This is a genomic window from Streptacidiphilus pinicola (assembly GCF_003258295.1).
In the GTDB taxonomy this organism is placed as follows: Bacteria; Actinomycetota; Actinomycetes; order Streptomycetales; family Streptomycetaceae; genus Streptacidiphilus; species Streptacidiphilus pinicola.
In genome coordinates this window covers 123407-147766 of sequence record NZ_QKYN01000008.1, presented here as the reverse complement: position 1 = coordinate 147766, position 24360 = coordinate 123407, and the positions used below count along the sequence as shown (strand labels likewise).

The 24360-nt window shown below is 74.1% G+C and carries 24 protein-coding genes; 15 read left to right on the top strand and 9 right to left on the bottom strand.

The window, feature by feature from the left end:
• Window positions 1-108 precede the first annotated feature (108 nt).
• Entirely contained in the window at window positions 109-1011 is a 903-nt protein-coding gene (locus DN069_RS02145) for a helix-turn-helix transcriptional regulator (protein ID WP_111498952.1), read from the bottom strand.
• A gap of 74 nt (window positions 1012-1085) precedes the next feature.
• Between DN069_RS02145 and DN069_RS02140 the strand changes: the two genes are divergently transcribed.
• From DN069_RS02140 to DN069_RS02130, 3 genes are read left to right on the top strand one after another with little or no spacing between them, the layout of a single operon-like run.
• Complete coding sequence (locus tag DN069_RS02140) at window positions 1086-1832, top strand: class I SAM-dependent methyltransferase (RefSeq protein WP_111499045.1); 747 nt, start codon at window positions 1086-1088, stop codon at window positions 1830-1832.
• A 32-nt stretch (window positions 1833-1864) separates the two neighbouring features.
• Window positions 1865-3235 (top strand): cryptochrome/photolyase family protein, encoded by a 1371-nt coding sequence (locus DN069_RS02135; RefSeq protein ID WP_111498951.1) that lies wholly within the window; start codon window positions 1865-1867, stop codon window positions 3233-3235.
• A gap of 9 nt (window positions 3236-3244) precedes the next feature.
• Complete coding sequence (locus tag DN069_RS02130; RefSeq protein ID WP_111498950.1) at window positions 3245-3709, top strand: SRPBCC family protein; 465 nt, start codon at window positions 3245-3247, stop codon at window positions 3707-3709.
• Between the two features lie 17 nt (window positions 3710-3726).
• Here the strand turns inward: DN069_RS02130 and DN069_RS02125 are convergent, their stop codons facing one another.
• Together DN069_RS02125 and DN069_RS02120 are read right to left on the bottom strand one after the other, a co-directional pair.
• Window positions 3727-4359: a fasciclin domain-containing protein gene (locus DN069_RS02125; protein WP_111499044.1), complete on the bottom strand. Its 633-nt coding sequence runs from the start codon at window positions 4357-4359 to the stop codon at window positions 3727-3729.
• 27 nt (window positions 4360-4386) lie between these two features.
• The gene (locus DN069_RS02120) at window positions 4387-6033 is read right to left on the bottom strand and encodes a molybdopterin-dependent oxidoreductase (protein WP_341538431.1); all 1647 of its coding nucleotides are present in this window, start codon (window positions 6031-6033) and stop codon (window positions 4387-4389) included.
• A 141-nt stretch (window positions 6034-6174) separates the two neighbouring features.
• On the opposite strand from DN069_RS02120, the gene DN069_RS02115 reads away from it, so the two are divergent.
• Genes DN069_RS02115 through DN069_RS02105 form a run of 3 tightly spaced genes read left to right on the top strand, consistent with a single transcriptional unit; the run spans window position 6175 to window position 7443 of the window.
• A complete protein-coding gene (locus DN069_RS02115; RefSeq protein WP_111498948.1) occupies window positions 6175-6639 on the top strand; it encodes an SRPBCC family protein in 465 nt (154 codons plus the stop codon).
• The gene (locus tag DN069_RS02110) at window positions 6636-6986 is read left to right on the top strand and encodes an ArsR/SmtB family transcription factor (protein WP_111498947.1); all 351 of its coding nucleotides are present in this window, start codon (window positions 6636-6638) and stop codon (window positions 6984-6986) included. Before DN069_RS02115 ends, DN069_RS02110 begins: the two co-directional genes overlap by 4 nt.
• 25 nt (window positions 6987-7011) lie before the next feature.
• The gene (locus DN069_RS02105) at window positions 7012-7443 is read left to right on the top strand and encodes an SRPBCC family protein (RefSeq protein ID WP_111498946.1); all 432 of its coding nucleotides are present in this window, start codon (window positions 7012-7014) and stop codon (window positions 7441-7443) included.
• Between the two features lie 19 nt (window positions 7444-7462).
• Here DN069_RS02105 and DN069_RS02100 read toward each other — a convergent pair whose 3' ends face one another.
• Both DN069_RS02100 and DN069_RS02095 read right to left on the bottom strand, forming a co-directional pair.
• Window positions 7463-8296, bottom strand: a complete 834-nt coding sequence (locus DN069_RS02100) for an anti-sigma factor (protein WP_111498945.1) — start codon at window positions 8294-8296, stop codon at window positions 7463-7465.
• Window positions 8293-8859 (bottom strand): sigma-70 family RNA polymerase sigma factor, encoded by a 567-nt coding sequence (locus DN069_RS02095; protein WP_243638847.1) that lies wholly within the window; start codon window positions 8857-8859, stop codon window positions 8293-8295. Before DN069_RS02095 ends, DN069_RS02100 begins: the two co-directional genes overlap by 4 nt.
• A 241-nt stretch (window positions 8860-9100) precedes the next feature.
• Here DN069_RS02095 and DN069_RS02090 point away from each other — a divergent pair, with 241 nt between their 5' ends.
• From DN069_RS02090 to DN069_RS02070, 5 genes are all read left to right on the top strand, one after another.
• Window positions 9101-10369, top strand: coding sequence for an NAD(P)/FAD-dependent oxidoreductase (locus tag DN069_RS02090; RefSeq protein WP_207892024.1), 1269 nt, complete (start codon window positions 9101-9103; stop codon window positions 10367-10369).
• Complete coding sequence (locus tag DN069_RS02085; protein ID WP_424556239.1) at window positions 10363-11103, top strand: DUF1365 domain-containing protein; 741 nt, start codon at window positions 10363-10365, stop codon at window positions 11101-11103. Before DN069_RS02090 ends, DN069_RS02085 begins: the two co-directional genes overlap by 7 nt.
• The gene (locus DN069_RS02080; protein WP_111498943.1) at window positions 11100-12371 is read left to right on the top strand and encodes an SAM-dependent methyltransferase; all 1272 of its coding nucleotides are present in this window, start codon (window positions 11100-11102) and stop codon (window positions 12369-12371) included. Before DN069_RS02085 ends, DN069_RS02080 begins: the two co-directional genes overlap by 4 nt.
• The gene (locus tag DN069_RS02075; protein ID WP_111498942.1) at window positions 12368-13183 is read left to right on the top strand and encodes a DUF1295 domain-containing protein; all 816 of its coding nucleotides are present in this window, start codon (window positions 12368-12370) and stop codon (window positions 13181-13183) included. The genes DN069_RS02080 and DN069_RS02075 overlap by 4 nt, the downstream gene beginning before the upstream one ends.
• A gap of 168 nt (window positions 13184-13351) precedes the next feature.
• Complete coding sequence (locus tag DN069_RS02070) at window positions 13352-15151, top strand: adenylyl cyclase (RefSeq protein ID WP_165845338.1); 1800 nt, start codon at window positions 13352-13354, stop codon at window positions 15149-15151.
• Between the two features lie 17 nt (window positions 15152-15168).
• Here DN069_RS02070 and DN069_RS02065 read toward each other — a convergent pair whose 3' ends face one another.
• The 4 genes from DN069_RS02065 to DN069_RS02050 form a co-directional block, all read right to left on the bottom strand.
• Window positions 15169-16173, bottom strand: a complete 1005-nt coding sequence (locus DN069_RS02065; RefSeq protein WP_111498941.1) for a MerR family transcriptional regulator — start codon at window positions 16171-16173, stop codon at window positions 15169-15171.
• Between the two features lie 88 nt (window positions 16174-16261).
• Window positions 16262-17473, bottom strand: a complete 1212-nt coding sequence (locus tag DN069_RS02060; protein WP_111498940.1) for an FUSC family protein — start codon at window positions 17471-17473, stop codon at window positions 16262-16264.
• A gap of 73 nt (window positions 17474-17546) precedes the next feature.
• Window positions 17547-17966: a CBS domain-containing protein gene (locus DN069_RS02055; RefSeq protein WP_111499038.1), complete on the bottom strand. Its 420-nt coding sequence runs from the start codon at window positions 17964-17966 to the stop codon at window positions 17547-17549.
• 103 nt (window positions 17967-18069) lie between these two features.
• A complete protein-coding gene (locus DN069_RS02050) occupies window positions 18070-19083 on the bottom strand; it encodes a patatin-like phospholipase family protein (protein ID WP_111498939.1) in 1014 nt (337 codons plus the stop codon).
• A gap of 205 nt (window positions 19084-19288) precedes the next feature.
• On the opposite strand from DN069_RS02050, the gene gndA reads away from it, so the two are divergent.
• The 4 genes from gndA (at window position 19289) to DN069_RS02030 (ending at window position 24323) form a co-directional block, all read left to right on the top strand.
• Window positions 19289-20734, top strand: a complete 1446-nt coding sequence (gene gndA, locus DN069_RS02045) for an NADP-dependent phosphogluconate dehydrogenase (RefSeq protein WP_111499037.1) — start codon at window positions 19289-19291, stop codon at window positions 20732-20734.
• Between the two features lie 125 nt (window positions 20735-20859).
• On the top strand, window positions 20860-21840 hold the full coding sequence (locus DN069_RS02040) for an aldo/keto reductase (RefSeq protein WP_111498938.1): 981 nt from the start codon (window positions 20860-20862) through the stop codon (window positions 21838-21840).
• A 127-nt stretch (window positions 21841-21967) separates the two neighbouring features.
• Entirely contained in the window at window positions 21968-23512 is a 1545-nt protein-coding gene (locus tag DN069_RS02035) for an MFS transporter (RefSeq protein WP_111499035.1), read from the top strand.
• Between the two features lie 184 nt (window positions 23513-23696).
• The gene (locus tag DN069_RS02030; RefSeq protein ID WP_111498937.1) at window positions 23697-24323 is read left to right on the top strand and encodes a GDSL-type esterase/lipase family protein; all 627 of its coding nucleotides are present in this window, start codon (window positions 23697-23699) and stop codon (window positions 24321-24323) included.
• The last annotated feature ends 37 nt before the right edge of the window (window positions 24324-24360 follow it).

Sequence of the window (24360 nt, the reverse complement as noted above, 5' to 3'; positions counted from 1 at the left end):
CACCGCTCAGCCTGATCCCCGCCCGCTCGGCCTCGCGCGTCCCACGCCGCCGGGTCACCCGAACGCCGGGAAGCGGGACCACTCTTGTGGCGCAGCCATGCTCGTGGCTCAGCCGTGCATCGCCTGGCGCCAGGCTCGCGGGCTCGTGCCGTGACCCGCGCGGAAGACCCTGGCGAAGTACCCGGCGTCCGGCAGGCCGACCCGGCGGGCGATCTCCGCGACGGGGAGGTCGGTCCCGCTCAGCAGGCGCCGGGCCTCGGCCATCCGCCGTTCGGTGATCCAGTCGACGACGGTGCGCCCGGTGCGCTGTCGCACCACCGTGGTCAGGTGCCCCGGGGTCAGACCGATGCTGTCGGCGACGTCCCGCAGCGAGAGCGGTCGGGTGTAGCGCCGCTCGATCACGTCGAACACCTCGGCCAGCAGCGGCTCGTTGCTGCGCCGCAGGTCGCCCACGACGTCCGTGGCCAGCCGCGCGACGTCGACGAGCAGCAAGGTCAGCTGTGCCAGCACCGCCTGGCGGAAACCGTCCTCGCGGCCGGCCAGCTCGGCCTCGATCGCGTCGATCGTCCCCGCCCACACGGGCCGGCGCGCGGGCGGCACCGCGAGGCGCAGCAGTCCGCCCGGGATCCGGTGCAGGAACGGCAGCAGCAGCGGATGCGCCCGCCAGGAGGACCACGGCGCCTGCTCCTCGCCGCCGAGCGCGGCGGGGTCGAAGAACACCCCGCGCCCGGCTGCGAAGCCGGCCACCTCGGTCGGGTCGATGACCGTGCCCGGTGCCACCACGAAGGCGTCCCCGTCCGCGACCGGTCCGAGCAGACCAGGCCGCCCGGCCGGTCCGGCGCTCTCGACGTACATGAGCACCGGGAAGTCGTGGATGTGGCGACGCCCGTGTCCGGGCGGCTGGACCGGGTCGAAGCGCAGCACGGAGACCGGCGGCGTCGCCGGGTCCGTCCGGTAGCGGTAGACGGGCACGCCCGCCCGGAGCCGGACCGCCCTCGCCATCTCGGTCATACCACCGAAGATAGTCCTACTTCTGCCGAGAATCCGTCGACTGCGCAGGACAGCGCAGGATCACCATGAAGGACATGGCGAAAATTCATCCCACCCAGCATTCCACCCAGCATCACGGCAAGGCTGCGACCCCGCGCCACGACTACCTGCCCGCGGCCGGCCGGGACGCCTTCCTCCCCTTCTACGACCGGCTCACCGCCCTGCTGGGCGCGGGCGAGCTGCACCGCACTCTGCTCGACCAGGCGGGGCTCGCCGACGGACAGCGCGTGCTGGAGATCGGCTGCGGCACCGGCAACCTCGCCCTGCGGGCGAAGCGGTCCCGTCCGGGCATCGAGCTCGTCGGCTCCGACCCGGACCCGCTGGCCCTGGCCCGCGCGGAGCGCAAGGCGCACGGCCTGGACGGCATCCGGTTCGAGCGCGGCTACGCACAGCGCCTGGACCACCCCGACGCGAGCTTCGACCGGGTGCTGTCCGCCCTGATGTTCCATCACCTCGACGAGGACATCCAGGCCGCGGCCGCCGCCGAGGTGCGACGCGTGCTGCGGCCCGGCGGCAGCCTGCACCTCGTGGACTTCTCCGGCTCGGCCCACGGCCTGCACGGCCGTCTCGCCGGACGGATGATGAAGTCGGGTCACTTCGCCGCCGCCTCCGGCGGCGCCGGCGACAGCCTCGCGCGGGTCCTGGGCGCGGCCGGCCTCCACTGCACCGTGGTCGCCTCCCGGCGCCACCCGCTCCTCGGGCAGGTCACCTACTACCGGGCCGTCCGCGACGATGCGGAATCGATGCGGGTCGCCGACGCGTCCGCGCCCATGCCGGACTGATCCCGACGGCGGCGGCACGGAGGACGCGCGGGATGACGGTTCGGATCTGCTTGTTCACCCGCGATCTGCGCGTCGCGGACCAGCCGGTGCTGTTCGCCGCCTCGGCGGGCGGGCGCGAGGAGGTCCTGCCCGTCTTCGTCGCCGATCCCGCCGTCGCGGCGGCGGGGTTCGCCGCGCCCAACCGGCTCGCCTACCTGCACGACTGCCTGGCCGCGTTGGAGTCGACCCTGCGCGACCGCGGCAGCCGGCTGGTGGTGCGCGGCGGCGCGACCGCAGAGGTGGTCGCCCGGCTGGTGGCCGAGACCGGCGCGGCCGAGGTGCATCTGGCGGCCGACCACAGCGCGTTCGCCCGGGCGCGCGATGCGCGGCTACGGGCCGCCGTCGGCGCTCTGGGGGCGCGCGTCGTGGCTCACGAGGGCGTGCTCGCCGCCGTCGCACCCGGCGCGGTCACGCCGTCGGGCTCGGACCACTACGCCGTGTTCACGCCCTACCTGCGCCGCTGGACCGGGGTCCCGCTGCGGCGGCCGCTGCCCCCGCCGCGCCTGCTGCTGACCCCGGAGGAGCCCGCCTCCGAGGGCCTCCCGCCCCGCCCGCACGCGGCGCTGCTCTCCCCGCGGCTCGCCGCCGGCGGGGAGGCGCGGGCGCGGGCGCGCATGCGGGACTGGCTCGGCGGCCACCTGGACGCGTACGAGGACGAGCACGACGCCCTGGCCCGTGACCTCACCTCGCGCCTCTCCCCCGACCTGCACTTCGGCTGCGTCTCCCCCACCGAGCTGGTCCACCGCGCCCGCCGGTCCGGCACGCCGGGCGCGGCCGCGTTCGAACGCCAGCTCGCCTGGCGCGACTTCCACGGCCAGGTCCTCGCAGCCCGTCCGGACGCCGCGCACGCCGACTACCGCCCGCGCCACGACCGCTGGCGCGAGGCACCGGACGAGCTCCGGGCCTGGCAGGACGGCCGCACCGGCTACCCACTCGTGGACGCGGGCATGCGGCAGCTGCGCGCCGAGGGCTGGATGCACAACCGGGCCCGCCTGGTCACCGCGAGCTTCCTGTGCAAGACCCTGCGCCTCGACTGGCGCGAGGGTGCCCGGCACTTCCTCTCCCTACTGGTCGACGGCGACGTGGCCAACAACCAGCTCAACTGGCAGTGGGTCGCCGGCACCGGCACGGACACCCGCCCCAACCGCGTCCTCAACCCCGTCACCCAGTCCAAGCGCTACGATCCCGACGGCTCCTACATCCGCCACTGGCTCCCGGAACTCGCCCGCCTCTCCGCCCCGGCGATCCACGAGCCCTGGCGGCTCCCCACCGCCCTGCGCGCCGAACTCGACTACCCCGAACCGCTGGTGGCTCCCGACGCCGCGCGGGAGAGGTTCCGGGACCGGCGCGGCGTCGGGCTCTAGCCTGACGGTATGGCCGTCTTCCTGCTGAGCCGTCGTTCCCGTCTCGGGCCTGTCGATACTTGGGAGCGGCTGACCGACTGGTCCCGGCACGGGGAGAGGATTCCGTTCACCGACGTGGGACCCGCCCGCGGCACGGGCCGCGCCGTCGGTGACGTCGTGCTGGCGCGCACCGCGCTCGGCCCGGTGGGCTTCGACGACCCGATGGAGATCGTCGTGCTCACGCCGCCGACCCGGGGGCGCGAGGGGCTCTGTCGGCTGGAGAAGCGGGGGCGGATCGTGCGCGGGTGGGCCGAGCTGCGGGTGTGCGCGGAGGCGGAGGGCGGCGCCGAGGCGCTGTGGGTGGAGGAGATCCGCGTCCGCGGCGTTCCGGCCGCGCTCGACCCGCTGGTGGCGCGCGTGGCCCGGCTCGTCTTCGGACGAGCGCTGGACGGGCTCCTGGGACCGGAGCCCGCCGCGGGCCACGCGCGCCGCTGAACCGCCCCGACGGGGCGTCAGGACTTCGGCATCAGCACCGTGTCGACGATGTAGACGGTCGCGTTGGCGGTGTGCACGTTGCCGCAGACGACCATCGCGTTGCCGTTGACGGTGAACGACTCACCGGAGCCGCTGACCGTCAGGTCACTGCCCTCCAGGGTCTTGTGCGTCCCCGCGAGCTGGCTCGGGCTCAGCTGGCCGGGGACCACGTGGTAGGTGAGGATCTTGGTGAGCTCCGCCTTGTTGTTCAGGACGGAGTCGAGTGTCGCCGTGGGGATCTTCGCGAAGGCGGCGTTGGTCGGCGCGAACACCGTGATGTCCTTGGCGGAGTTGAGGGTGTCGACCAACCCCGCCTTTTCCACCGCGGTCACCAGGGTGGACAGGGCCGGATTGTGCGAGGCGGCGGTGGCGACGGGGTCCTGCGCCATGCCGGCGAAGCTCCCGGCGCCGCTGGACGGCACGGCCGAGCAGGCGGAGCCGAACGGCGCCATCGCGGAGCCGGACGTGGCCGCGGCGCTGCTTGCCGCGGCCGGGCTGCCGACGGAGTTGCTGGTGGAACCGCCGCTGCTGCTGCACGCCGACAGCGTCGCCGCGAGCGCGGCGGCCGCCGCGACGGCCAGCAGGGAGGTGCGGTACGAGGTCACAGCCATGGTGATCACTTCACTCTCTCGTGGTGTTCAGGTGACGGTGACGACGGTGCTGTGCCAGCCCGTCGCGCCGGAGGGGAAGGGAGGGGTGCGGGTCTCGGGCTGCACCGCGCCGGTGCCGTCCGTGGCCCGGGCCTCGAGCGTGTGCGGGCCCGGGGCGGCGGCGTCCCAGGTCCAGGTCCACTGGCGCCAGACGTCGGGGCCCACGTCGGCGGCGAGTCGCGCCTGCTGCCAGGAACCGCCGTCGACGCGCAGCTCGACGGCCGCCACGCCCCGGTGGGTGGCCCACGCCGTACCCGCCACGGTGACCGGACCGGCCGGCACACGGGCGAACGGCGCGGGGACCTCGATCCGCGAGGCGGTGCGCACCACGCCGGTGCGGTCCCAGCCGCGGCGCACCCAGTACGGGTCCAGGGCGGCAAAGGTGGTGAGCTCCAGGTCGACCAGCCACTTGGTGGCCGAGGTGTAGCCGAACAGGCCCGGTACCAGCGAGCGGCAGGGGAATCCGTGGGCGGTCGGCAGCGGCTCGCCGTTCATGCCGACCGCCAGCAGCGCCTCGCGCCCGTCCAGGACGAGCTCCACCGGCGTGCCGATGGTCATGCCCTCGGCCGAGCGCCCCACCAGCTGCTCCGCGCCGCGCCGCACGCCCGCCTCGCGCAGCAGGTCCGGCAGGGACGCGCCGAGCCAGCGCGCGGTGCCGACGTAGGGCCCGCCGACCTCGTTGGAGACGCAGGACAGGGTGTAGTCGAGTTCGCGCAGCGGGCGCCGCAGCAGTTGGTCGAAGGTGAGCACGAGCGGGCGGTCGACCAGGCCGTGCACGCGCAGGGTCCAGCCGGACGGTGGCACCTGAGGCACCGTCAGGGCGGTGTCGACGCGGTAGAATCCTGAGTTGGAGGTGGTGAAGGAGCTCAACCCGGCCACCGGTGGATGCGCCGAGGGGGGCACGGGCGGCAGCGGCGTGACGGGTGCGGGGAGCCGGAGCGCGGCTCGGGCCTTGGCCACGTTGTAGCGGGCGGTGGTGAGCGCACGCGCGGCGGTCTCGGTCAGCGCGACGCCGACCGCTGTCGCGCCCAGCGCCACCAGGAATCCACGACGGCCCATCACACCCCGGGCCGCGGGGGTCCGAGGCCCGGAGGAACGAGGCTCGGAGGTCGGGAGCCGGGAGGTCGGCGGTCCTGGGGTCGGGCTCCCTGGGTCGCGGGTCGGCGCGGCCCCGGAGACCGGGGCCTCGCCCGCCTCGCGGGGGCGCGGCGACGGCCGCGCCAGCCGGACCAGCAGGGCGAGGGCCGCCGTACCGGAGAGCCCGGCGACGGCCGAGGGCGGCAGCGCCACGCCCCGCGAGGACGCCGCCCACATCCCGAGTCCGGCGAAGAGCGCGAACACCGCGACACCCGCCCACAACCGGCGCAGCGCGAGCAGACCGGCCAGCACGGCCAGGACCGCCAGGGTGGCGTAGATCCCGCTCAGCAGCACCGTCTTGTCGTGGGTGCCGAAGTGCTGGACCGCCCAGTCCTTCAGCGGTGTCGGCGTCAGGTCGATCGCCGCCGACCCCACCGCGAGGACCGGCGCACTCGCCGGGCCGGTGAACGCGGCGACGAGATCCCCGACCGCGACGGCCACCGCGCCCGACCCCAGGCCGATGGCCGCTCCCGTCACCGCGTTGCGCAATCTGCTCACGTCTCTGATTCGGCGCCGAAGCCGGGGCGGATGGGTGGCCGGGCCCCACGCCTCCCATACGAGCAACCTTTGGTTGCACATCCGCGAGAGCCGACGTACAGTGATGTGCAACCAAAGGTTGCGAGAGTGAGGACAGGCGCCATGGAGTTCGGCAGCATCGAGCGGGAGATCCACGTCGACGCGACGCCCGAGGTGGTCTACGAGGTCGTCAGCACGCCGGAACACCTGCGCGGCTGGTGGCCCGACGACGCCGACCTGGAGCCGGTACCCGGGGCCACCGGGACCCTCACCTTCGGCGACGGCACGTCGCCGGACGCCACCATCTGCCCGTTGACGGTGGTCGAGGCGGACCCGCCCAAGCGGTTCTCGTTCCGCTGGGTCTACGAGGAGGGCGAGATCGCGGCGGCCGGCAACTCCCTGCTGATCACCTTCGACCTGGTCTCCGCCGGCGCGGGCACGCTGCTGCGCATGACCGAGACCGGGTTCCGGGAGCGGGGCTGGGAGGCCGCCCTGCTCGAGGAGCAGTACAACGACCACGTCAGCGGCTGGGACTACTACCTGCCCCGGCTCGCACCCTACGTCGCCGGGCTGGTGCAGACCCCGTGAGCGTCACCGTCGACGACGAGCTCTGGTCCGCGGTGGGCGACCCGATCCGGCGGCGGATGCTCGACCTACTGCTGACCGACGGCGGCGGCACGGCGACCACGCTCAGCGAGCGGCTGCCCGTCACCCGCCAGGCCGTCGCGAAGCACCTCGGCGTGCTGGACCGGGCCGGGCTGGTGCACGCCACACCCTCGGGCCGGGAGCGGATATACGCCGTGGACGAGGCCCAGTTCGCCCGCGCGGTCGCCCAGTTGGCCTCCGTCGGGGCCGCCTGGGACGCCCGCCTGCGCCGCATCAAGCGGATCGCCGAGGCCATCCAGCTCACCCGGGACAACCGCACCGACACCTGAAACAGCTGATCAAGGAGTGATCGTCATGGCAGACATCCTGCACCGCATCGGGGCCGTGTCCTCCCCTGAGAGCGTCTACGCGGCCCTCACCGAGGTCGACGGCCTGGCCGCCTGGTGGACCGAGGACACCACGGACGTCGACGGCGTCCTCCGGTTCCGTTTCCCGGTCGGCGGCTTCGACATGAAGGTCCTGGACACCCGGCCGGGCGAACTCGTCCTGTGGGAGGTCGTCGACGGCCCGGAGGAGTGGATCGGCACCCGGATCCGCTTCGACCTCAAGCAGCACGACGAGTGGACCATCGTCCTGTTCCGCCACGAGGGTTGGCGCGAGCCGGTGGAGTTCATGTACCACTGCAGCACCAAGTGGGCGAGCTTCCTGCTGAGCCTCAAGCAGCTGCTGGAGACCGGAAAGGGCGACCCCGCGCCGCGCGACGTCCGGATCAGCGACTGGCACTGATCCCGTTCCCCCGCCGTCGTCACGTCGCGGCGAACGGCATCAGCGCGATGGGCGCGCTGGTCGGGTGCAGCGAGCCGCCGGCAGGTTCGACGGTGATGCCCATGCCCGAGGCCCGGGCGATCGGTCCCCGCAGCAGGACGGTCTGGTCGGTGGCGCCGGGGGCGACCAGGCCCGCGGGTCGCATCACGCCCGCGTCGTCGAACCAGAGTTGGTACGTCTGGCCGTGCGGGAGCTCCGGCAGCCCGGCGGTGAGGAAGACGGCCCGGTCCTGGCTGTGCGAGCTGACCACGGTGGCTCGGGCGCCCTGGGCCGGGCCGCCGACCGCGCCGACCACCGCGTGGGCGTCGGGGGCGGCCAGGACCGCAGCGATCCGCGCCGCGTCGGCCTGGGCCTGCTGGGCCTGGTGGTGGGCGTTCTGGGCGCGGTCGTACTGCCACACCGCGACCCCGCCGAGTCCGACGGCGGCCGCGACGCTCGCGGCGAGCGCGAAACGAGCGGCCCGCCGCGCCCGGGAGGATTCGGTGCGGACCCGCGACGCGGGCAGCCCGGCCTCAACCCCGGCCCCGGCTCCGGCCCCAGCCCCGGCCTCGGCCTCGGCCGACGGCACAGGCTCGACCTCGGGCGCGTCCTGCCGGATCTCGGCGATGTGGGCCAGCACCTGCCGCTTCAGCTCCGGCGGCGGCGTCAACGAGGCGGCCAGGGCCAGCCGGGCGCCGGTGGCCCGGAACTCGGCCACCTCCACCGCGCAGGACTCGCAATCGGCCAGATGCCGCTCGAAGGCGTCGCGTTCCGCGTCGTCGAGGGCCCCGAGCGCGTACGCCCCGGCCAGCGTGTGCAGATCGGCGCCGGTCATGCCGTCACCCCCAGGCAGTCGCGCATCCGGATCAGGCCGTCGCGCATCCGCGCCTTGACCGTGCCCAGTGGCACCGCCAGCAGCTGCGCGACCTCGCGGTAGGTCAGGCCCCGGTAGTAGGCCAGCACCACCGACTCGCGCTGGGTCTGGGTGAGCGCCTCCAGGCAGCGCCGCACGTGCTCACGTTCCAGCCGGCGGTCGACCGCCTCGCTGACCTCGTCGTAGGCCGGGGTCTGCTCCAGCAGCGCCGCCTTGTGCTCGCGGTCGGTGGCGGCCTGGGCGCTGCGCACCCGGTCCACGGCGCGGCGGTGCGCGATGGTCAGCGTCCAGGTGAGCGCACTGCCCCGCTCCGGCCGGAACCGCGCCGCGGTGCGCCAGACCTCGACCAGCACCTCCTGCGCGACCTCCTCCGACTGGGCCGGGTCGCGCAGCACGCTGCGGACGATGCCGAGCACCGGCGCGGCGATGTGGTCGTACAGGGCGGCGAAGGCGTCCTGGTCTCCCTTGGCCACCTGGAGCAGCAGCGCCTCCGGCCGCTGCCCCGGCGTCGACGGCGTGCCCAGGAACGTGGGATCGGAGCCCCCGCCCCTCCTGGTGCTGCGCGGTCCGTCCACGGCGCTCCCACGTCCTCTGCGTCGGGCGGGCCGCCGGTCGGCCCGCATCCATCCTCGTGCTCCTTCTTCGCAGCCGCTCGGCCGCCGGACGGGTGTCCGAGCGGGATTTCTTGGCGGAACCACCCGTCCGCGTCCGCGACGGCTCCGAATACCCGGTGCGGATGAGTCGACGAGAGGCGGAGGGGTCGCGGTGGGACGACGGGAACAGGTCGCGGTGGTGGGCAGTGGCGTCGCGGGGCTGACCGCCGCGCACGTGCTGCGGCGGCGGTACGACGTCACGCTGTTCGAGGCGGACGACCGCCTCGGCGGGCACGCGCACACCCACGACCTCGTCGACACCCGCGGCGTGCCGCAGTGCGTGGACACCGGGTTCATCGTGCACAACCGGCGCACCTACCCGAACCTGCTGCGGCTCTTCTCCGAGCTCGGGGTGGCCACGCAGGAGTCGGAGATGAGCATGTCGGTGCGGTGCGAGGGCTGCGGCCTGGAGTACGCGGGAGCCAGGGGGCCGCGCGGCCTGTTCGCCCAGCCGCGCCGGGCCGGCGACCGGCGGTACCTGCGCATGCTGACGGAGGTCCCGGCGTTCCACCGCCGGGCCCGGCGGCTGCTGGCGACGCCCCCCGGTCCCACGGATCCGACGGTCGGCGAGTTCGCGCTCCGCGAGGGCTTCTCGTCGTACTTCGTCGGCCACTTCCTCACGCCCGTGGTCTCCGCGGTGTGGTCCTGTCCGGGCGAGGTGGCCCTGGCCTACCCGGCGCGCCACCTGTTCCGTTTCCTGGACCACCACGGCATGCTCGCCGTCACCGGCTCGCCGACCTGGCGCACCGTCACCGGCGGTTCGCAGGAGTACGTGCGCCGCGTCGCCAAGCAGCTGCACCGGGTCCGCCCGGGCACGCCGGTCACCCGGGTCGTGCGCCACGCGAACGGCGCCGAGGTCCAGGACGCGCGCGGCGCGGTCGGCTCGTTCCGCGCCGTCGTGCTGGCCCTGCATCCGCACCAGGCGCTCGCCGTGCTGGACGAGCCGACTCCCGCCGAGCGGGAGGTGCTGGGGGCCTTCCGCTCCTCCCGCAATCCCGCGCTGCTGCACGGCGACACCGCCGTACTGCCGCGCAGCCGGGCCGCGCGGGCGTCGTGGAACCACCTGCTGCCCTCCTGCGACGCGGACGCCGGCGCGGTCCAGGTCACCTACGACCTGAACCGGCTGCAGCGTCTGGACACCCCCGACCGCTACCTGGTGACGCTGAACGGCGACGCGCTGGTGGACCCGGCCACGGTGCTGGACCGCATGGAGTACGAACACCCCGTCTCCACGCACGAGTCTGTCGCCGCGCAGGCACGGCTGCCCGAACTGAACACGTCCGTCTGCGCGTTCGCGGGCGCCTGGCAGGGCTGGGGCTTCCACGAGGACGGCTGCCGCTCCGGGGTCGCGGCCGCGGCGGCCCTGGGGGTGGTCTGGTGAGCGCCACGTCCCCGGCCTGGCTGTACGACAGCCGCGTGCGGCACGTCCGCACCGCCCGGCAGCGGTACGCGCTGGACCACCGCACCTACTACTGGCTCGTCGACCTCGACGCTCTGCCGCGCCTGCCCCGCCTGCTGCGCCCGCTCGGGGGCTTCCGCGCCCGCGACCACTACGACGGACGGGGTCCGACGATCCGTGCCGCGCTGGACCGCTTTCTCGCCGGGCAGGACGCCGCGGCACCGACCGGGCGGGTGCTGATGCTCACCCAGGCCCGGGTGCTCGGCTACGTCTTCAATCCGCTGACCGTCTACTGGTGCCACGACGCGGACGGCTCGCTGGGCCACGTGGTCGCGGAGGTGCACAACACCTACGGCGACCGCCACGCCTACCTGCTGGGCCCGGAGGCCGCCCGGGGCGCGACCGCCGACAAGGCCTTCCACGTCTCCCCGTTCCTGCCCGTCTCCGGCCGCTACCGGATGCGGCTGCCGGTGCCGGACGAGCGGCTCGACCTGACCGTGCGGCTCGACCTCGACGGCTCCCGGGCCTTCACCGCCACAGTCAAGGGAACGGCCCGACCACTCACCCCCCGGGCCCTCGCCGCGGCGGCGCTGCGCCACCCGCTCGCCCCGCTTGCGGGGTCGCTCGCCATCCGCTTCCACGGTGTCCGCCTCCGCCTGCGGGGACTGCCCGTCGTGCCGCGTCCCCGCCACCAGCCCCAGGAGGGCATGAAGTGACTCTGCAGCAGACCCCGCCGACCCCGCTGCTGCGGGAGCGGCTCGACCCGCAACGTTGGGCCGACGTCGTGCGCGTCCCGGTCAGTTGCCCGCCGCGGACGGCCGTCGCCCGCGCCGTCATCACCCGCGCGCTGGACCGTCTGCCGCTGCGGGTGCTGATGGGCGAGCGGGTCCTCGGGCGCGGCGGCCCGCTGCTGGTGGTGCACGACCCCGACGCGTTCACCGCCCGGCTGGCCGAGGACGGGCTGATCGGCTTCGGCGAGTCCTACCAGGCCGGCGAGTGGGACGCCCCCGACCTGCCGGGCGCGCTGACCGTGATGGCCGAGCAGCTGACCACCCTGGTCCCGCCCGCCCTCCAGCGGCTGCGCCGGCTGTGGGAGCTCCGGCAGCCGGCCGGGGCCAACAGCGAGGCAGCCTCCCGGTCCAACATCCGGGCCCACTACGACCTGTCCAACGCACTGTTCCGGCTGTTCCTCGACGACTCGCTCACCTACTCCAGCGCCGTCTTCGCGCAGCTGCCGGCCCGCTGGGAGCAGTTGGAACAGGCGCAGCACGCCAAGATCGACCGGCTGCTGGACCTGGCCGGGGTCGGCCCCGGCAGCCGGTTGCTGGAGATCGGCACCGGCTGGGGCGAGTTGTGCGTCCGCGCGGCCCGACGCGGTGCGACCGTGCTGTCGCTGACGCTCTCCCAGGAGCAGTACGACCTGGCCCGCGAGCGCGTGCGCGCGGCGGGCTTCGCGGACGCCGTGGAGCTACGGCTGCAGGACTACCGGCGCCTCGACCCGGTGCGGGACGGCCGCTTCGACGCGGTGGTCAGCGTGGAGATGATCGAGGCCGTCGGCGTCGGGTACTGGCCCGCCTACTTCCGCACGCTGGACGCGATGCTGGCGCCCGGCGGCCGGGCGGCCCTGCAGGCGATCACGATGCCGCACGACCGGCTGCTGGCCACCCGGCGCACCTACACCTGGATCCACAAGTACATCTTCCCCGGCGGCATGCTGCCCTCCAACGAGGCCATCGACCAGGCCACCCGCGCCCACACACGGCTGCGCGTGAGCGGGACCGACGGGTTCGGGCCGCACTACGCCGAGACGCTGCGCCTGTGGCGCGAGCGGTTCACCGGACACGCCGCGCAGGTGGCCGAGCTGGGCTTCGACGAGGCGTTCCGCCGGATGTGGACGCTCTACCTCGCCTACTCCGAGGCCGGCTTCCGCTCCGGCTACCTGGACGTGCGGCAGATCCTGCTGACCCGGGAGGGCCGGGCATGAGCGGCTTCCCGTGGGCGGCGTTCGCGGTCAACCTGGGCGTGGCGGCGGGAGCCGCGCTGGCCGTGATGCTGGCGACGTTCGCGCTGGCGCTGGTCAAGGGCGTGCACCGGATCGTGGACAGCGCCTGGGGGCTCGCGTTCGCGGCCGTCGCAGTGGCCTCCTGCGCCCTGGCGGGCTCGGAGGCGCACGGTGACCCGGGACGGCGCGCGCTCGTCACCGCGCTGACGGTGGTGTGGGGGCTGCGGCTCTCCGTGCACATCGCCTGGCGCGGCCGCGGCCGCGGCGAGGACCCGCGCTACGAGCGGCTGCTGGCCAAGGCCGGGCCAGGTCGCGGCCGCCGGGACGGGTACGCGCTGCGGATGGTCTACCTGCTGCAGGCCGGCCTGGTCTGGCTGGTCTCCCTGCCGGTCCAGGCCGCCTGCTACGCGCCGCGCGCGATCGGTCCGCTCGCGGTCGCGGGCGCGTTGGTCTGGGCGGCGGGGTTCGGCTTCGAGGCGGTCGGCGACCGGCAGCTGCGCGTGTTCAAGGCCGACCCGGCCAACCGGGGGGCGATCATGGACCGGGGCCTGTGGGCCTGGACGCGCCATCCCAACTACTTCGGCGACTTCCTCGTCTGGTGGGGCCTGTACCTGCTGGCCTGCACCAGCCTGCCCGTCGCCGCCGCCACGCTGGTCGCCCCGCTGGTCATGACCTTCCTGCTGACCGCGGGCAGCGGCAAGGCCCTGCTGGAGCGTCACCTGGCCGACCGCCCGGGCTACGCCGCCTACCGGGCCCGCACCAGCGGCTTCCTCCCCCGGCCGCCGCGCGGCTGAACGACCGGGGCCGTTGCCTCCAGGAGTTGAACACGCGGACGAGCCGGCGCAGCGGCTTGCCTCCATTCCATTGACGCAAGGTCGCTGACAGTGCTTCACTCCCACGCGAGAGCGCTCTCTGAGCTCCGACCGCAAGGTGCCACCTCACCCGCCACCTCTGGGAGAGCCATGCCCGCCGCCCCGAACCGCCGTACCGTCCTCAGTCGTTCGCTCGCCCTGGCCGCCGCGCTGCCGCTGGCGGGGGCACTGCCCGCCGCGTCGGCCACCGCCGCGTCCGGCGGCCACGACGTTGCTCCCGATCTCGGCCCCAACGTGCTGCTCTTCGACCCCTCCATGGGCGACGCGGCGATCCAGGCCCAGGTCGACGCCGTCTTCCGGACCCAGCAGTCCAACCAGTTCGGCGCCGAGCGCTACGCGCTGGCCTTCCTGCCCGGGACCTACACCGTCGACATCAACGTCGGCTTCTACACCCACGTGCTCGGGCTCGGCGCCTCGCCGGACGACGTCGTGATCAACGGTCACGTCACGGTGGACGCCCAGTGGTTGGGCGGGAACGGCACGCAGAACTTCTGGCGGGCCGCGGAGAACCTGTGCATCGTCCCGCCGGACGGCCTGGAGCGCTGGGCCGTCGCCCAGGCGGGCCCGATGCGCCGGACGCACGTCAAGGGCGACATGACGCTGTGGCCCAGCCCGCCCGGCAACCGCTGGTCCAGCGGTGGCTTCCTCGCGGACAGCGTGGTCGACGGCCAGGTCGACTCCGGCTCGCAGCAGCAGTGGCTCTCCCGCAACGACAGCTTCGGCAGCTGGACCGGCTCCAACTGGAACATGGTCTTCGTCGGCACCCAGGGCGCCCCGGCCCAGCACTTCCCCAACCCCGCCTGGACCGTGGTCGACCGCACCCCGACGGTGCGCGAGAAGCCGTTCCTGACCACCGGCCCCGACGGCTCGTACCAGGTCTTCGTGCCCGCTCTGCGCGCCGGCTCGGCCGGACCGACCTGGACCTCGGGACGGGCGGCCGGCCACTCCGTCCCGCTGTCCCGCTTCCACGTCGCCCGCCCGGGCGAGAGCGCCGAGACCATCAACCGGGCCCTCGCGCAGGGCCGGCACCTGCTGCTCACCCCGGGCGTGTACCCGTTGTCGGCGCCCCTCCGGGTGCGGCGCCCCGGCACCGTGGTCCTCGGCCTCGGTCTGGCCACGCTGCAGGCGACGCACGGCAACGCGCTGGTCGAGGTGGACGACGTGGGCGGCGTCTCGGTCGCCGGCGTCCTGCTGGAGGCGGCCTCCAGCGGCTCGCCGGTGCTGCTCCAGGTCGGCCACGGGCGCAGCCGGGTACGCCACGCCGCCGACCCGACGGCGCTGTTCGACGTCTACGCCCGCATCGGCGGGGCGGTGCCGGGCGGTGCCGCCGTCAGCGTGCGGATCGACAGCAACGACGTGATCTGCGACAACCTCTGGCTCTGGCGCGCCGACCACGGCAACGACGGCTCGGTCGGCTGGTCGGTCAACCCCGCCGACACCGGCTTCCTCGTCAACGGCGACCGGGTCACCGCCTACGGCCTGGCCGTCGAGCACTACCAGAAGTACGAGGTGCTCTGGCAGGGCGAGCACGGCCGCACCTACTTCTTCCAGAACGAGCACCCCTACGACGTCCCGACGCAGTCCGCCTGGACGCACGGCGGCACCCGTGGCTACGCGGCCTACAAGGTGGCCGACACGGTCACCGACCACAGGGCCTGGGGGCTGGGCAGCTACTGCTTCTTCGACCTGGGCGCCGGCATCGACACCGACCGGGCCTACGAGGTGCCCGACGCTCCCGGCGTCGTCTTCACCGACCTGATGACGGTGTGTCTGAACGGGCCCGGCGGCGGCGGGATCCTGCACTGCATCAACAACACCGGCGATCCGGTGCAGAACGGCTTCGGCACCTTCTACATGACCGGCTACAGCGACGGCGTCGGCACCACCTGACGCCACGTCGGCGAGCCTCAGGGCGGCTCCGGGAGAAGGCCGCGCGCCGCGGCGATGTGCTCCACCGCGGCGCGCAGGCTGGGCGGGGCGGTTGCTCCCCCGGGCGTGCCCGCGAAGCGCCAGCCGGGACCGCCGAGGAGCAGCGCCGGGCTGTGGCGCGCGCCCGGGACGCCGACGAGCAGCTCCAGCAGGTCGGTGGCGAGCCGCGGCGCGGCGGTGTCGCGCGACTGCGACCAGAGCAGCACGGCGGCGGGACCCAGCCGGCGGCAGCTCTGCGCGAGCGCGAGCGGCGGCACCGCCGCGCCGAGCATCCGGAACGCCACGCCCCGCTCGGCCAGCGCGGCCGCGACCGCGTCGAGAGCGAGAGTGTGCTCCTCGCCGGGCGTCGCCGCCAGCAGCGCCACCGGCCCGGCTCCCGGCAGGGCCGCGGCGCGATGGCGCAGCTCGGCCGAGACGTGCCAGGACAGCAGGTGCTCCACCTCGACGTAGGTCTCCCCCAGGGCGGCCCAACGGCGGCCGGTGGCCCGCAGCGTGGGCGCGATCACGTCCGTCCAGGCGCTCTCGACACCCCAGCGGTCCAGCGCGCTCGCCAGCAGCTCGGCCACGGTCGGGGCGTCGAGCCGGTCGGCCGCGCGGATCAGCCCGCGCGCGTGACGTCGACGCGCCGCCGCGTCGCTTCCGGGCCCGGTCTCCTGCCCGGTGCCGGGCGCCGCCGGGAGGAGCGCCCCGAAGGGACGGCCCGCCGCCACGGCGCGCGCGGCCTCGCCGGGCGGGAGTCCACGGGCGGTGAGCCGGCACATCGCCTCCAGCCGGGCGATGTCCGCCTCGGTCCAGCGGCGGTGCCGTCCTTCCGCGCGGCGCTCCGGTCCGATCCCGTATCGGCGCTCCCAGGAGCGCAGCGTCACCGGCGACACCCCGAGCCTGCGCGCGACCTCCCCGGTCGGCAGCCCGGTCCCGCCCTCCGCGGGCCAGTCCTCGGCGCGGCGGGCGCCCGGGGGCTGCGGGACAGCATGGCCGGACATGACGTCCTCCCCGCACTCGTTCCTGGCCGCAGTCTCACCAGCGCGCGCCGCGGCGTCCTGTCGCATCGATCCTGCATCGTTTTGGCCCTCATCGCGAGGAGCGGAAGGGCTCGCCGCGGGCGAGCCGGCGCAGCATCGCGCGGGCGCTCCCCTGCCGGCGCCGCAGGGTGCGGCCCCGGTCCAGCTCCTCCATCAGGCGGCTGGTCCGGTGTTCGAGATCGAGCTCGTCGAGGATCCGGTCGATCTCGGCCAGCAGCGCGCCGTGCAGCTGCCAGGCCAGGGGGTGCTGCTGCACCTGGCGCAGCAGCAGCTCGGCCACGTGGTCGCGGCTGGCCCAGGCGGCGCGCAGTTCGGCGGCGAGACGTTCCTCCGCGCCCTCGGCGTCGCGGCTGACCTGGGTGGTGACCAGCACGCCGAAGCTGACCAGTGCGCCGCCGAGGTGGCCGAGCACGTCGCGCAGGCCGGCGGCGATCTCGGGTTCGAACAGCGCCTCGTCGAGGCTGCGCCGTCGGGCGAGGTCGGTGAGCGAGCGGGCGATCACGCGTACGACGACGACGCAGATCTCCAACGTGTCCAGCCCGGTTCGCAGCACCACGCGGGAGAGCAGCGGCTCGCTGATGCGCGGGTTGAAGCGCAGGCTGTCCTCGGCCTGCCGCAGCGCCGCGTCGACCTCGGCGATGTACTGGTCCAGTTGCCGCGCCTCGTGGAGCCGCTCGGCCGCGCGGGCCACCGGGATCGGGCCGTCGAGCTCCTCCCCGAAGCGCAGCAGCAGCTGCCGGACCCGGCGCGCGAGGTCCTCGATGGACTCCCCCGCGCTCTCGACCCAGACGGGCGGCGCGAACAGCAGGTTGAAGGCCAGCCCCACCCCCGCTCCGACCAGCGTCTCCAGCACCCGGTCCCAGGCCTGGGAGGCGAGCTGGGTGACGCCCAGCACGAGCATCGCGCTGATCGCGACCTCCTGGACGAATTCACCCACCCGGATGAACTGGCCCAGCGTCAGCGAGGCGAGGATGATCAGCCCGAGGCTCCACCAGGAGAGTCCGACGACCGAGCTGAACCCGATGGCGAGGACGACCCCGGCGACGACGGAGACCACCCGTCTGGCGCTGGTGGTCAGCGTCGAGTAGAGGGTGACCTGGACGACCAGCAGCGTGGTCAACGGCGCGGTGAGCGGGGCGGGCTGGCTGCTCAGCCGCTCCGCGACGGCGTAGGAGAGCGTCGCCGCGACCGTGGCCCGCAGCGTCTGCACGACGACGGGGTCACGACGGGCTCGGCTCAGCGCGCTCGGGATGCCGGACACCCCCTACGTATGCCCCACCCGCACCACCGGATCCCGGACGCCCCGTCAGCACCCCTCGGTCGGCACGCGCCGGTCAGCCGCGGGCGCAGATGGCCTCGACGAAGTCGGCGATCTCGTGCTGGTGGAGATGCCGGGCGAGGTCGGCCTCGCTGATCATGCCGATCAGCCGGTGGGCCTCCACCACCGGCACGCGGCGGATCCGGTGCTCCTCCATGATCCGGACGACCTCGCTCTGGTCCGCGTCGGCGTGCACGGTGACCGGCTTGCCCTGGGCCAGCTGCGCGGCGGTCGTGGTCGTGGGGTCCCCGCCCTCGGCGATGCACTTCAGCACGATGTCGCGGTCCGTGATGATGCCGTGCAGCCGCTTGTCGGCGCCGCAGATCGGCAGCGCGCCGACATCGAGCTCGCGCATCAGCCGCGCGGCGACGTCCAGCGTCTCGTCCTCCTGCACGCAGGTCGCACCGGCGTGCATGATCTCGCGTGCGATGCTCATGACGGCTGCCTCCTGGCGGTACGGTTCCGGGTCCACGGGAGCGGCTCACGCCGAGCCCTTCTCCAGCCTTCTCCGCTCCTACCGGCTCCGCATCCGGAAGGCTTCACAGCCCGCCGGGACCGGTCTCGGCCAGGGCGGCCGCGGTGGTGCGCAGGGAGGTCTCCAGCACGGTCAACCGCTTCTGCGGCGCCATCAGGTTCGCGCCCATCGCGGCCAGGTCCTCGGGCCCGGGTACCAGCACGTGCACCTGGGCGCCCGTCTCCCGGACCAGCCGGGCCTCGCGCAGCAGGCGGAGGGTGGACGTCCGGCGCAGATGGCGTTCCACCCGGGCCGGGACGCTGCGCGGATGGTCGGTCTCCCGCGCGCAGGTGGGCGCGAGCACGAAGACCTCGTCCACGGGCTCCCCCGCGAGCAGGTCGAGATTGGTGTCGGACCAGGCGCAGCCGTCGACGAAACGCCGCCCGTCGATCCGCACCGGCTCGAACCAGGCCGGCAGCGCGCAGGAGGCGGTGACCGCCGACGCGAGATCGGTGGCCGGCGCGTCGCTGGTGCCGAAGCGGACGCGGGTGCCGGTGTCGAGCTCGACCGAGACCACCCTGAGCTTGGGAGGGTCCGGCCAGCGGTCTTCCAGCTGCAGCTGCTCGAACAGGGCGCGCACTCCGCCGAGGCTGCCCCGGCCGGGGGGCGCGGCGGCCGCGAGCACGGTCGGGAGCGGCATCCGGTGCGGGTGGCCGGCGAGATCGCGGAACAGCTTGAGCGAGCCGACCCCGGGACGCGGAAGGCGCGGCAGCGCGCCGCCCACCCAGGTGTCGTAGTCGAGCCGGACCCCGGCCATCGGCCCGTCCGGCGGCTCGCCGCCCCGCTGGTGGTCGAGCAGGTCCGCCGGGGCGGCGCCGAGCGCGAGCAGCGCGCCGACGATGGCACCCGCGGAGGTGCCCATGACGACGTCGGCGCGGCGCGGGTCCCAGCCACAGGCGTCCTGCAGCGCGCACAGCGCGCCGACGGTCCAGGCCGCGCCCAGGCTGCCGCCCCCGCCCAGCACCAGGCCACGACGCGGCCCGGCAGCCCCACCGGTCCCCGTCCCGTCGTCCGTGCGATCCGCTGTCTCGGCTGCCATCCTCGGTCGCCGCCTTCCGTGCCGGCCCTGCCTGGCCGGTGCCTCTCGGCAGCCCCGACGTCAGGACCTGAGAACTCCAGAGTCGCTGCTCGGGCGCCCCGGGGCGAACGCAGGGCCGACGGTCCGAACGGGCTAACCTGCGCTGCAACCCGACGCGGCCCCGGGAGAGTCTGGAACGGTCCGCGACGGAAGGGATGCGGTGACCATGGCGGCATCGGCGCAGATCGGCGTGACGGGGCTCGCGGTGATGGGCCGCAACCTGGCCCGGAACTTCGCCCGGAACGGCTACACGGTGGCGGTGCACAACCGCACGCCGGCCCGCACCCGGGCCCTGGTCGAGGAGTTCGGCCACGAGGGCGCGTTCGTCCCGGCGGAGTCGCTGCAGGACTTCGTGGCCGCGCTGGAGCGCCCGCGAAGGCTGCTGATCATGGTGAAGGCCGGCGGGCCCACCGACGAGGTGATCGGGGAGTTCGCGCCGCTGCTGGAGGCGGGCGACATGATCATCGACGGCGGGAACGCGCACTTCCTGGACACCCGCCGCCGCGAGCAGGGCCTGCGCGAGCTCGGGATCCACTTCGTCGGCTCCGGGGTCTCCGGCGGCGAGGAGGGCGCGCTGCACGGCCCCTCGATCATGCCGGGTGGCTCCGCGGAGTCCTACGCCGTGCTCGGCCCGATGCTGGAGAAGATCAGCGCCCACGTCGACGGCGACCCGTGCTGCACCCACATCGGCACGGACGGGGCCGGTCACTTCGTCAAGATGGTGCACAACGGCATCGAGTACGCCGACATGCAGCTGATCGCCGAGGCCTACCAACTGCTGCGGGAGGTCGGCGGATACGCCCCGGCCGAGATCGCGGAGATCTTCCGGCGCTGGAACAAGGGCCGGCTGAGCTCCTACCTGATCGAGATCACCGCCGAGGTGCTCGCGCACACCGACGCCGACACCGGCAAGCCCTTCGTCGACATCGTCCAGGACGCGGCGGAGCAGAAGGGCACCGGCCGCTGGACCGTGCAGACCGCCCTCGACCTCGGCTCGCCGGTCACCGCGATCGCGCAGGCGACCTTCGCCCGCGTCGCCTCCTCCCGGGCCCAGCTGCGCGCGGCCTACCGGGGGCTGCCGGGCGGCACGGACCAGGAGCTCCGCCGCCACGAGGCCGAGCGTTTCACCGAGCAGGTCGAGCAGGCCCTGTACGCGTCGAAGGTCATCGCCTACGACCAGGGCTGGACGATGATCCGCGACGGGGCGGCCGAGTACGGCTGGGACATCGACCTGGGCGCGGTCGCCCGGATCTGGCGCGGCGGCTGCATCATCCGCGCGGCGTTCCTGGACCGGATCCGGGCCGCGCACGCGGCCGATCCGGGTCTGGCCAGCCTGCTCGCCGAGGACACGTTCGCGGCGGAGCTCGCCGACGCGCAGGTGCCCTGGCGCGAGGTCGTGGCGGTCGCGGCCCACCGCGGTATCCCGGTGCCGGCCTTCTCCGCCTCCCTGGCCTTCTACGACACGCTGCGCAGCGCGCATCTGCCCGCCGCGCTGATCCAGGGCCTGCGCGACTTCTTCGGCGCGCACACCTACCACCGCACCGACCGCCCGGGCAGCTACCACACGCACTGGGCCGAGCCCGGGCGCCCGGAGACCCGGACGGACCAGTAGCCGCGGCAGGTGTGCTGACGCTTTGTCATCTCCCGCTCAGGGACCAGGATGGATCGCGCACGTCCACGAACGATGCAAGGCGACGTTGCACGGCGATCGGTTCACGGCGACAAGGAGCGGCACGGATGCAGAAGCGGACCCTCGGCAGCGACCTGGCGGTCTCCGCGCTCGGGCTGGGCTGCATGGGTATGAGTCACGCCTACGGCCGGCCCGCCGACCGGCAGGAGATGATCGCGCTGATCCGCTCGGCGGTCGAGCAGGGTGTGACGCTCTTCGACACCGCGCAGGTCTACGGCCCGTTCACCAACGAGGACCTCGTGGGCGAGGCGCTGGAGCCGGTCCGCGAGCGGGTCGTCATCGCGACCAAGTTCGGCTTCGACCTCGGTGAGGGCAGCACCGGCGGCCTGGACAGCCGTCCGGCGACGATCAGAAGGACCGTCGCGGACTCGCTCAGGCGGCTGCGCACCGACACCATCGACCTGCTCTACCAGCACCGGGTCGACCCGGACGTGCCGATCGAGGAGGTCGCCGGCACCGTCAAGGAGCTGGTCGCGGAGGGCAAGGTCCGGCACTTCGGCCTCTCCGAGGCCGGTGTGGAGACGATCCGGCGCGCCCACGCCGTCCTGCCGGTCACCGCGCTGCAGAGCGAGTACTCGCTGTGGTGGCGCGAGCCCGAGGAGTCCGTGCTGCCGGTGCTGGCGGAGCTCGGCATCGGCCTGGTGTCCTACAGCCCGCTCGGCCGGGGCTTCCTGACCGGCGCCATGTCCGCGGACACCGCGTTCGCGGCCGGGGACTTCCGCAACTCCATCCCGCGCCTCGCGGACGCCGACGCCCGCAAGGCCAATCTGGCCTTCGTCGAGCTGCTGACCGCGGTCGCGCGGCGCAAGGGGACGACGCCTGCCCAGATCGCACTCGCCTGGGTCCTGGCCCAGCAGCCGTGGGTCGTCCCGATCCCCGGCACCACCAAGCCGCACCGCCTGACGGAGAACCTCGCCGCCGCCGAGATCGAGCTGACCCCCGAGGACCTCCACGAGCTCGGGTCCGCCCCCATCCAGCCCCAGGGCGACCGCTACGGCGAGACCTACCAGCGGATGATCAACCGCTAGCGCGCTCCCTGCGGTCGCGCCCGGCCGCACGCCGACGCGACACCGGACCTTCCGCGGGTGAGGCTTGAAGACGGAGCATCACTCGTGGAAGGGCCACAGGCGGCTCGGCACCGAGGAGGTGGCGCGCGTGGCGACCAAGTGGTGGACGCTGATCGCGGTGTGCGTCGGCACGTTCATGCTGCTGCTCGACGTGACCATCGTGGTGGTCGCGCTCCCGGACATCCAGCGCTCCCTGCACGCGAGCTTCAGCGACGTGCAGTGGGTCGTCGACGCCTACGCCCTGGCCCTGGCCTCCTTCCTGCTGACCTCCGGGGTGCTGGCCGACCGGTACGGGCGGCGACGTCTCTTCCTGATCGGGCTGGCCGTCTTCACCGCCGGATCGCTGCTCTGCGGCCTGGCGCAGTCGCCGATGATGCTGATCCTCTCCCGGGCGGGCCAGGGTGTCGGCGGCGCGATCATGTTCGCGACCTCGCTGGCGCTGCTCGGGAACAGCTTCCGTGGGCGTGACCGGGGCGTCGCTTTCGGCGTCTGGGGCGCGATCACCGGCGTGGCGGTGTCGCTGGGCCCGATTCTCGGCGGGCTGATCACCACGGGCATCAGCTGGCGCGGGATCTTCCTGGTCAATGTGCCCGTCGGCATCGCGGCCGTGGTCGTCACCCGCTGGCGGGTGGAGGAGTCCCGGGCGCAGCACCCCGGGCGGCTGGACCTGGCGGGCTTCGTGCTGCTGACCCTCGGGCTGGTCGGGCTGATCTACGGCCTGATCCGGGCCGGGGAGTCCGGTTGGGGCGACGCCGGCGCGATCACGGCGCTGGTCGCCGGCGGTGTCCTGCTGGTGGGCTTCCTGGTCACCGAGAGCCTGGTCGCCGACCCGATGTTCGACCTGCGCCTGTTCCGCAAGCCGACCTTCGTCGGCGGCCTCTGCGCGGCGTTCGCCATGAACGGCTCGCTCTTCGCGATGCTGCTCTACCTGGTCCTCTACCTGCAGGACGTGCTGGGCTACTCGGCGCTGGCCACCGGCACCCGGCTGCTGGTCTCCAGCGGGTCGATGCTGGTCGCCGCCACGCTGGCGGGACGCCTGAGCGAGCGGGTGTCGGCCCGCTGGCTGATCGGTCCGGGCCTGCTGGGCGTGGGCGTCGGTCTGCTGATGATGGCGGGGCTGAACAAGGACAGCTCGTGGACGGCGCTGATCCCCGGCTTCATCGTGTCCGGCGTCGGCGCGGGCTTCGTCAACCCGCCGCTGGCCTCCACGGCCATCGGCGTGGTCGAGCCGGAACGCGCGGGTATGGCCTCCGGCATCAACTCCACGTTCCGTCAGATCGGCCTCGCCACCAGCATCGCCGCGCTCGGCTCGATCTTCGCGAACTCCCTGCACGACCGGCTCACCCAGAGCCTCGCCACGACGCCGCTGGCCCCGCACACGGCGCAGATCCTCGCCGCCGTCCGCCAGGGCCAGGTCGGCGCGGGCGGCAACGCGGTCCCGCCGTCGCTGCGCCCCGTGCTCCAGACGGCGATCCGGTCCGGCTTCACCGGCGCGCTCGACGAGTTGCTGGTGATCACCGGCATCCTCGCCCTGGTCGGCGGCGTGCTGTCCGCCGTACTCATCCGCGACAAGGACTTCATCGCGCGACAGCCGGCACCCCAGCAGGACCAGCCGGTCACGAGCGGCGGTTGAGGGCACGGCAGCGCACGCCGGCGGCGCTGGCCCCACACGGGGGGTTTCGGGGCATGCGCCGCCCGCGGCATCACTCACCTTGTGCACCGTCAGTCCTCCGGGAGAGCCAACTGACGGCATGGACACGCTAACCCGAGTCGAATACCCGTCGCAATCCCTGGGGCCCCGGCCCTAGGGTGGCCGGATGAGCGGAGACAAACGCGTGTGCTTCATCGGGGACTCGTTCGTGCAGGGGCTCGGCGACCCGGAGTACCGAGGGTGGGTGGGCCGGGTGCTCCAGGCCACCGACGCCGAGTTCACGGCGTTCAACCTCGGGATCCGGCGCAACACCTCCGACGACGTCCTGCGCCGCTGCTGGACCGAGGCCGACGCGCGCTTCCTGCCCGGCGCGGACAACCGGCTGGTCGTCTCCTTCGGCAGCAACGACATGGTCGAGGAGGACGGCGCACCGCGGGTCGACGCCGACCGTTGCGTCGCCAACCTGGCGACGCTGCTGGAGCAGAGCGCGTCCAGGGCCATCGCCGCGTTCGTGGTGGGACCGCCGCCGGTCGCCGACGCGGGCGAGGCCCACCTGCGACGCACCCTGGCCGTGGCCGACGCGATGGCCGCCCTGTGCCGGGCCCGCGAGGTCCCCTTCGTCCCCACCACGGCCGCCCTCGCCGCCGACCCCGTCTGGACGGGCGAGGCGCTGGCCGGCGACGGCGCCCACCCGGGCCGGGGCGGCTACCAGCGCCTCGCCGACCTCGTCCTCGCCGGCCCCTGGCCCGCCTGGCTCGCCGCCCCGGACCGCTTGGCGGCGCGGAGCCTCTGACGCGAGGCCACCGCGCGGGTCAGCCGCCCCAGGACAT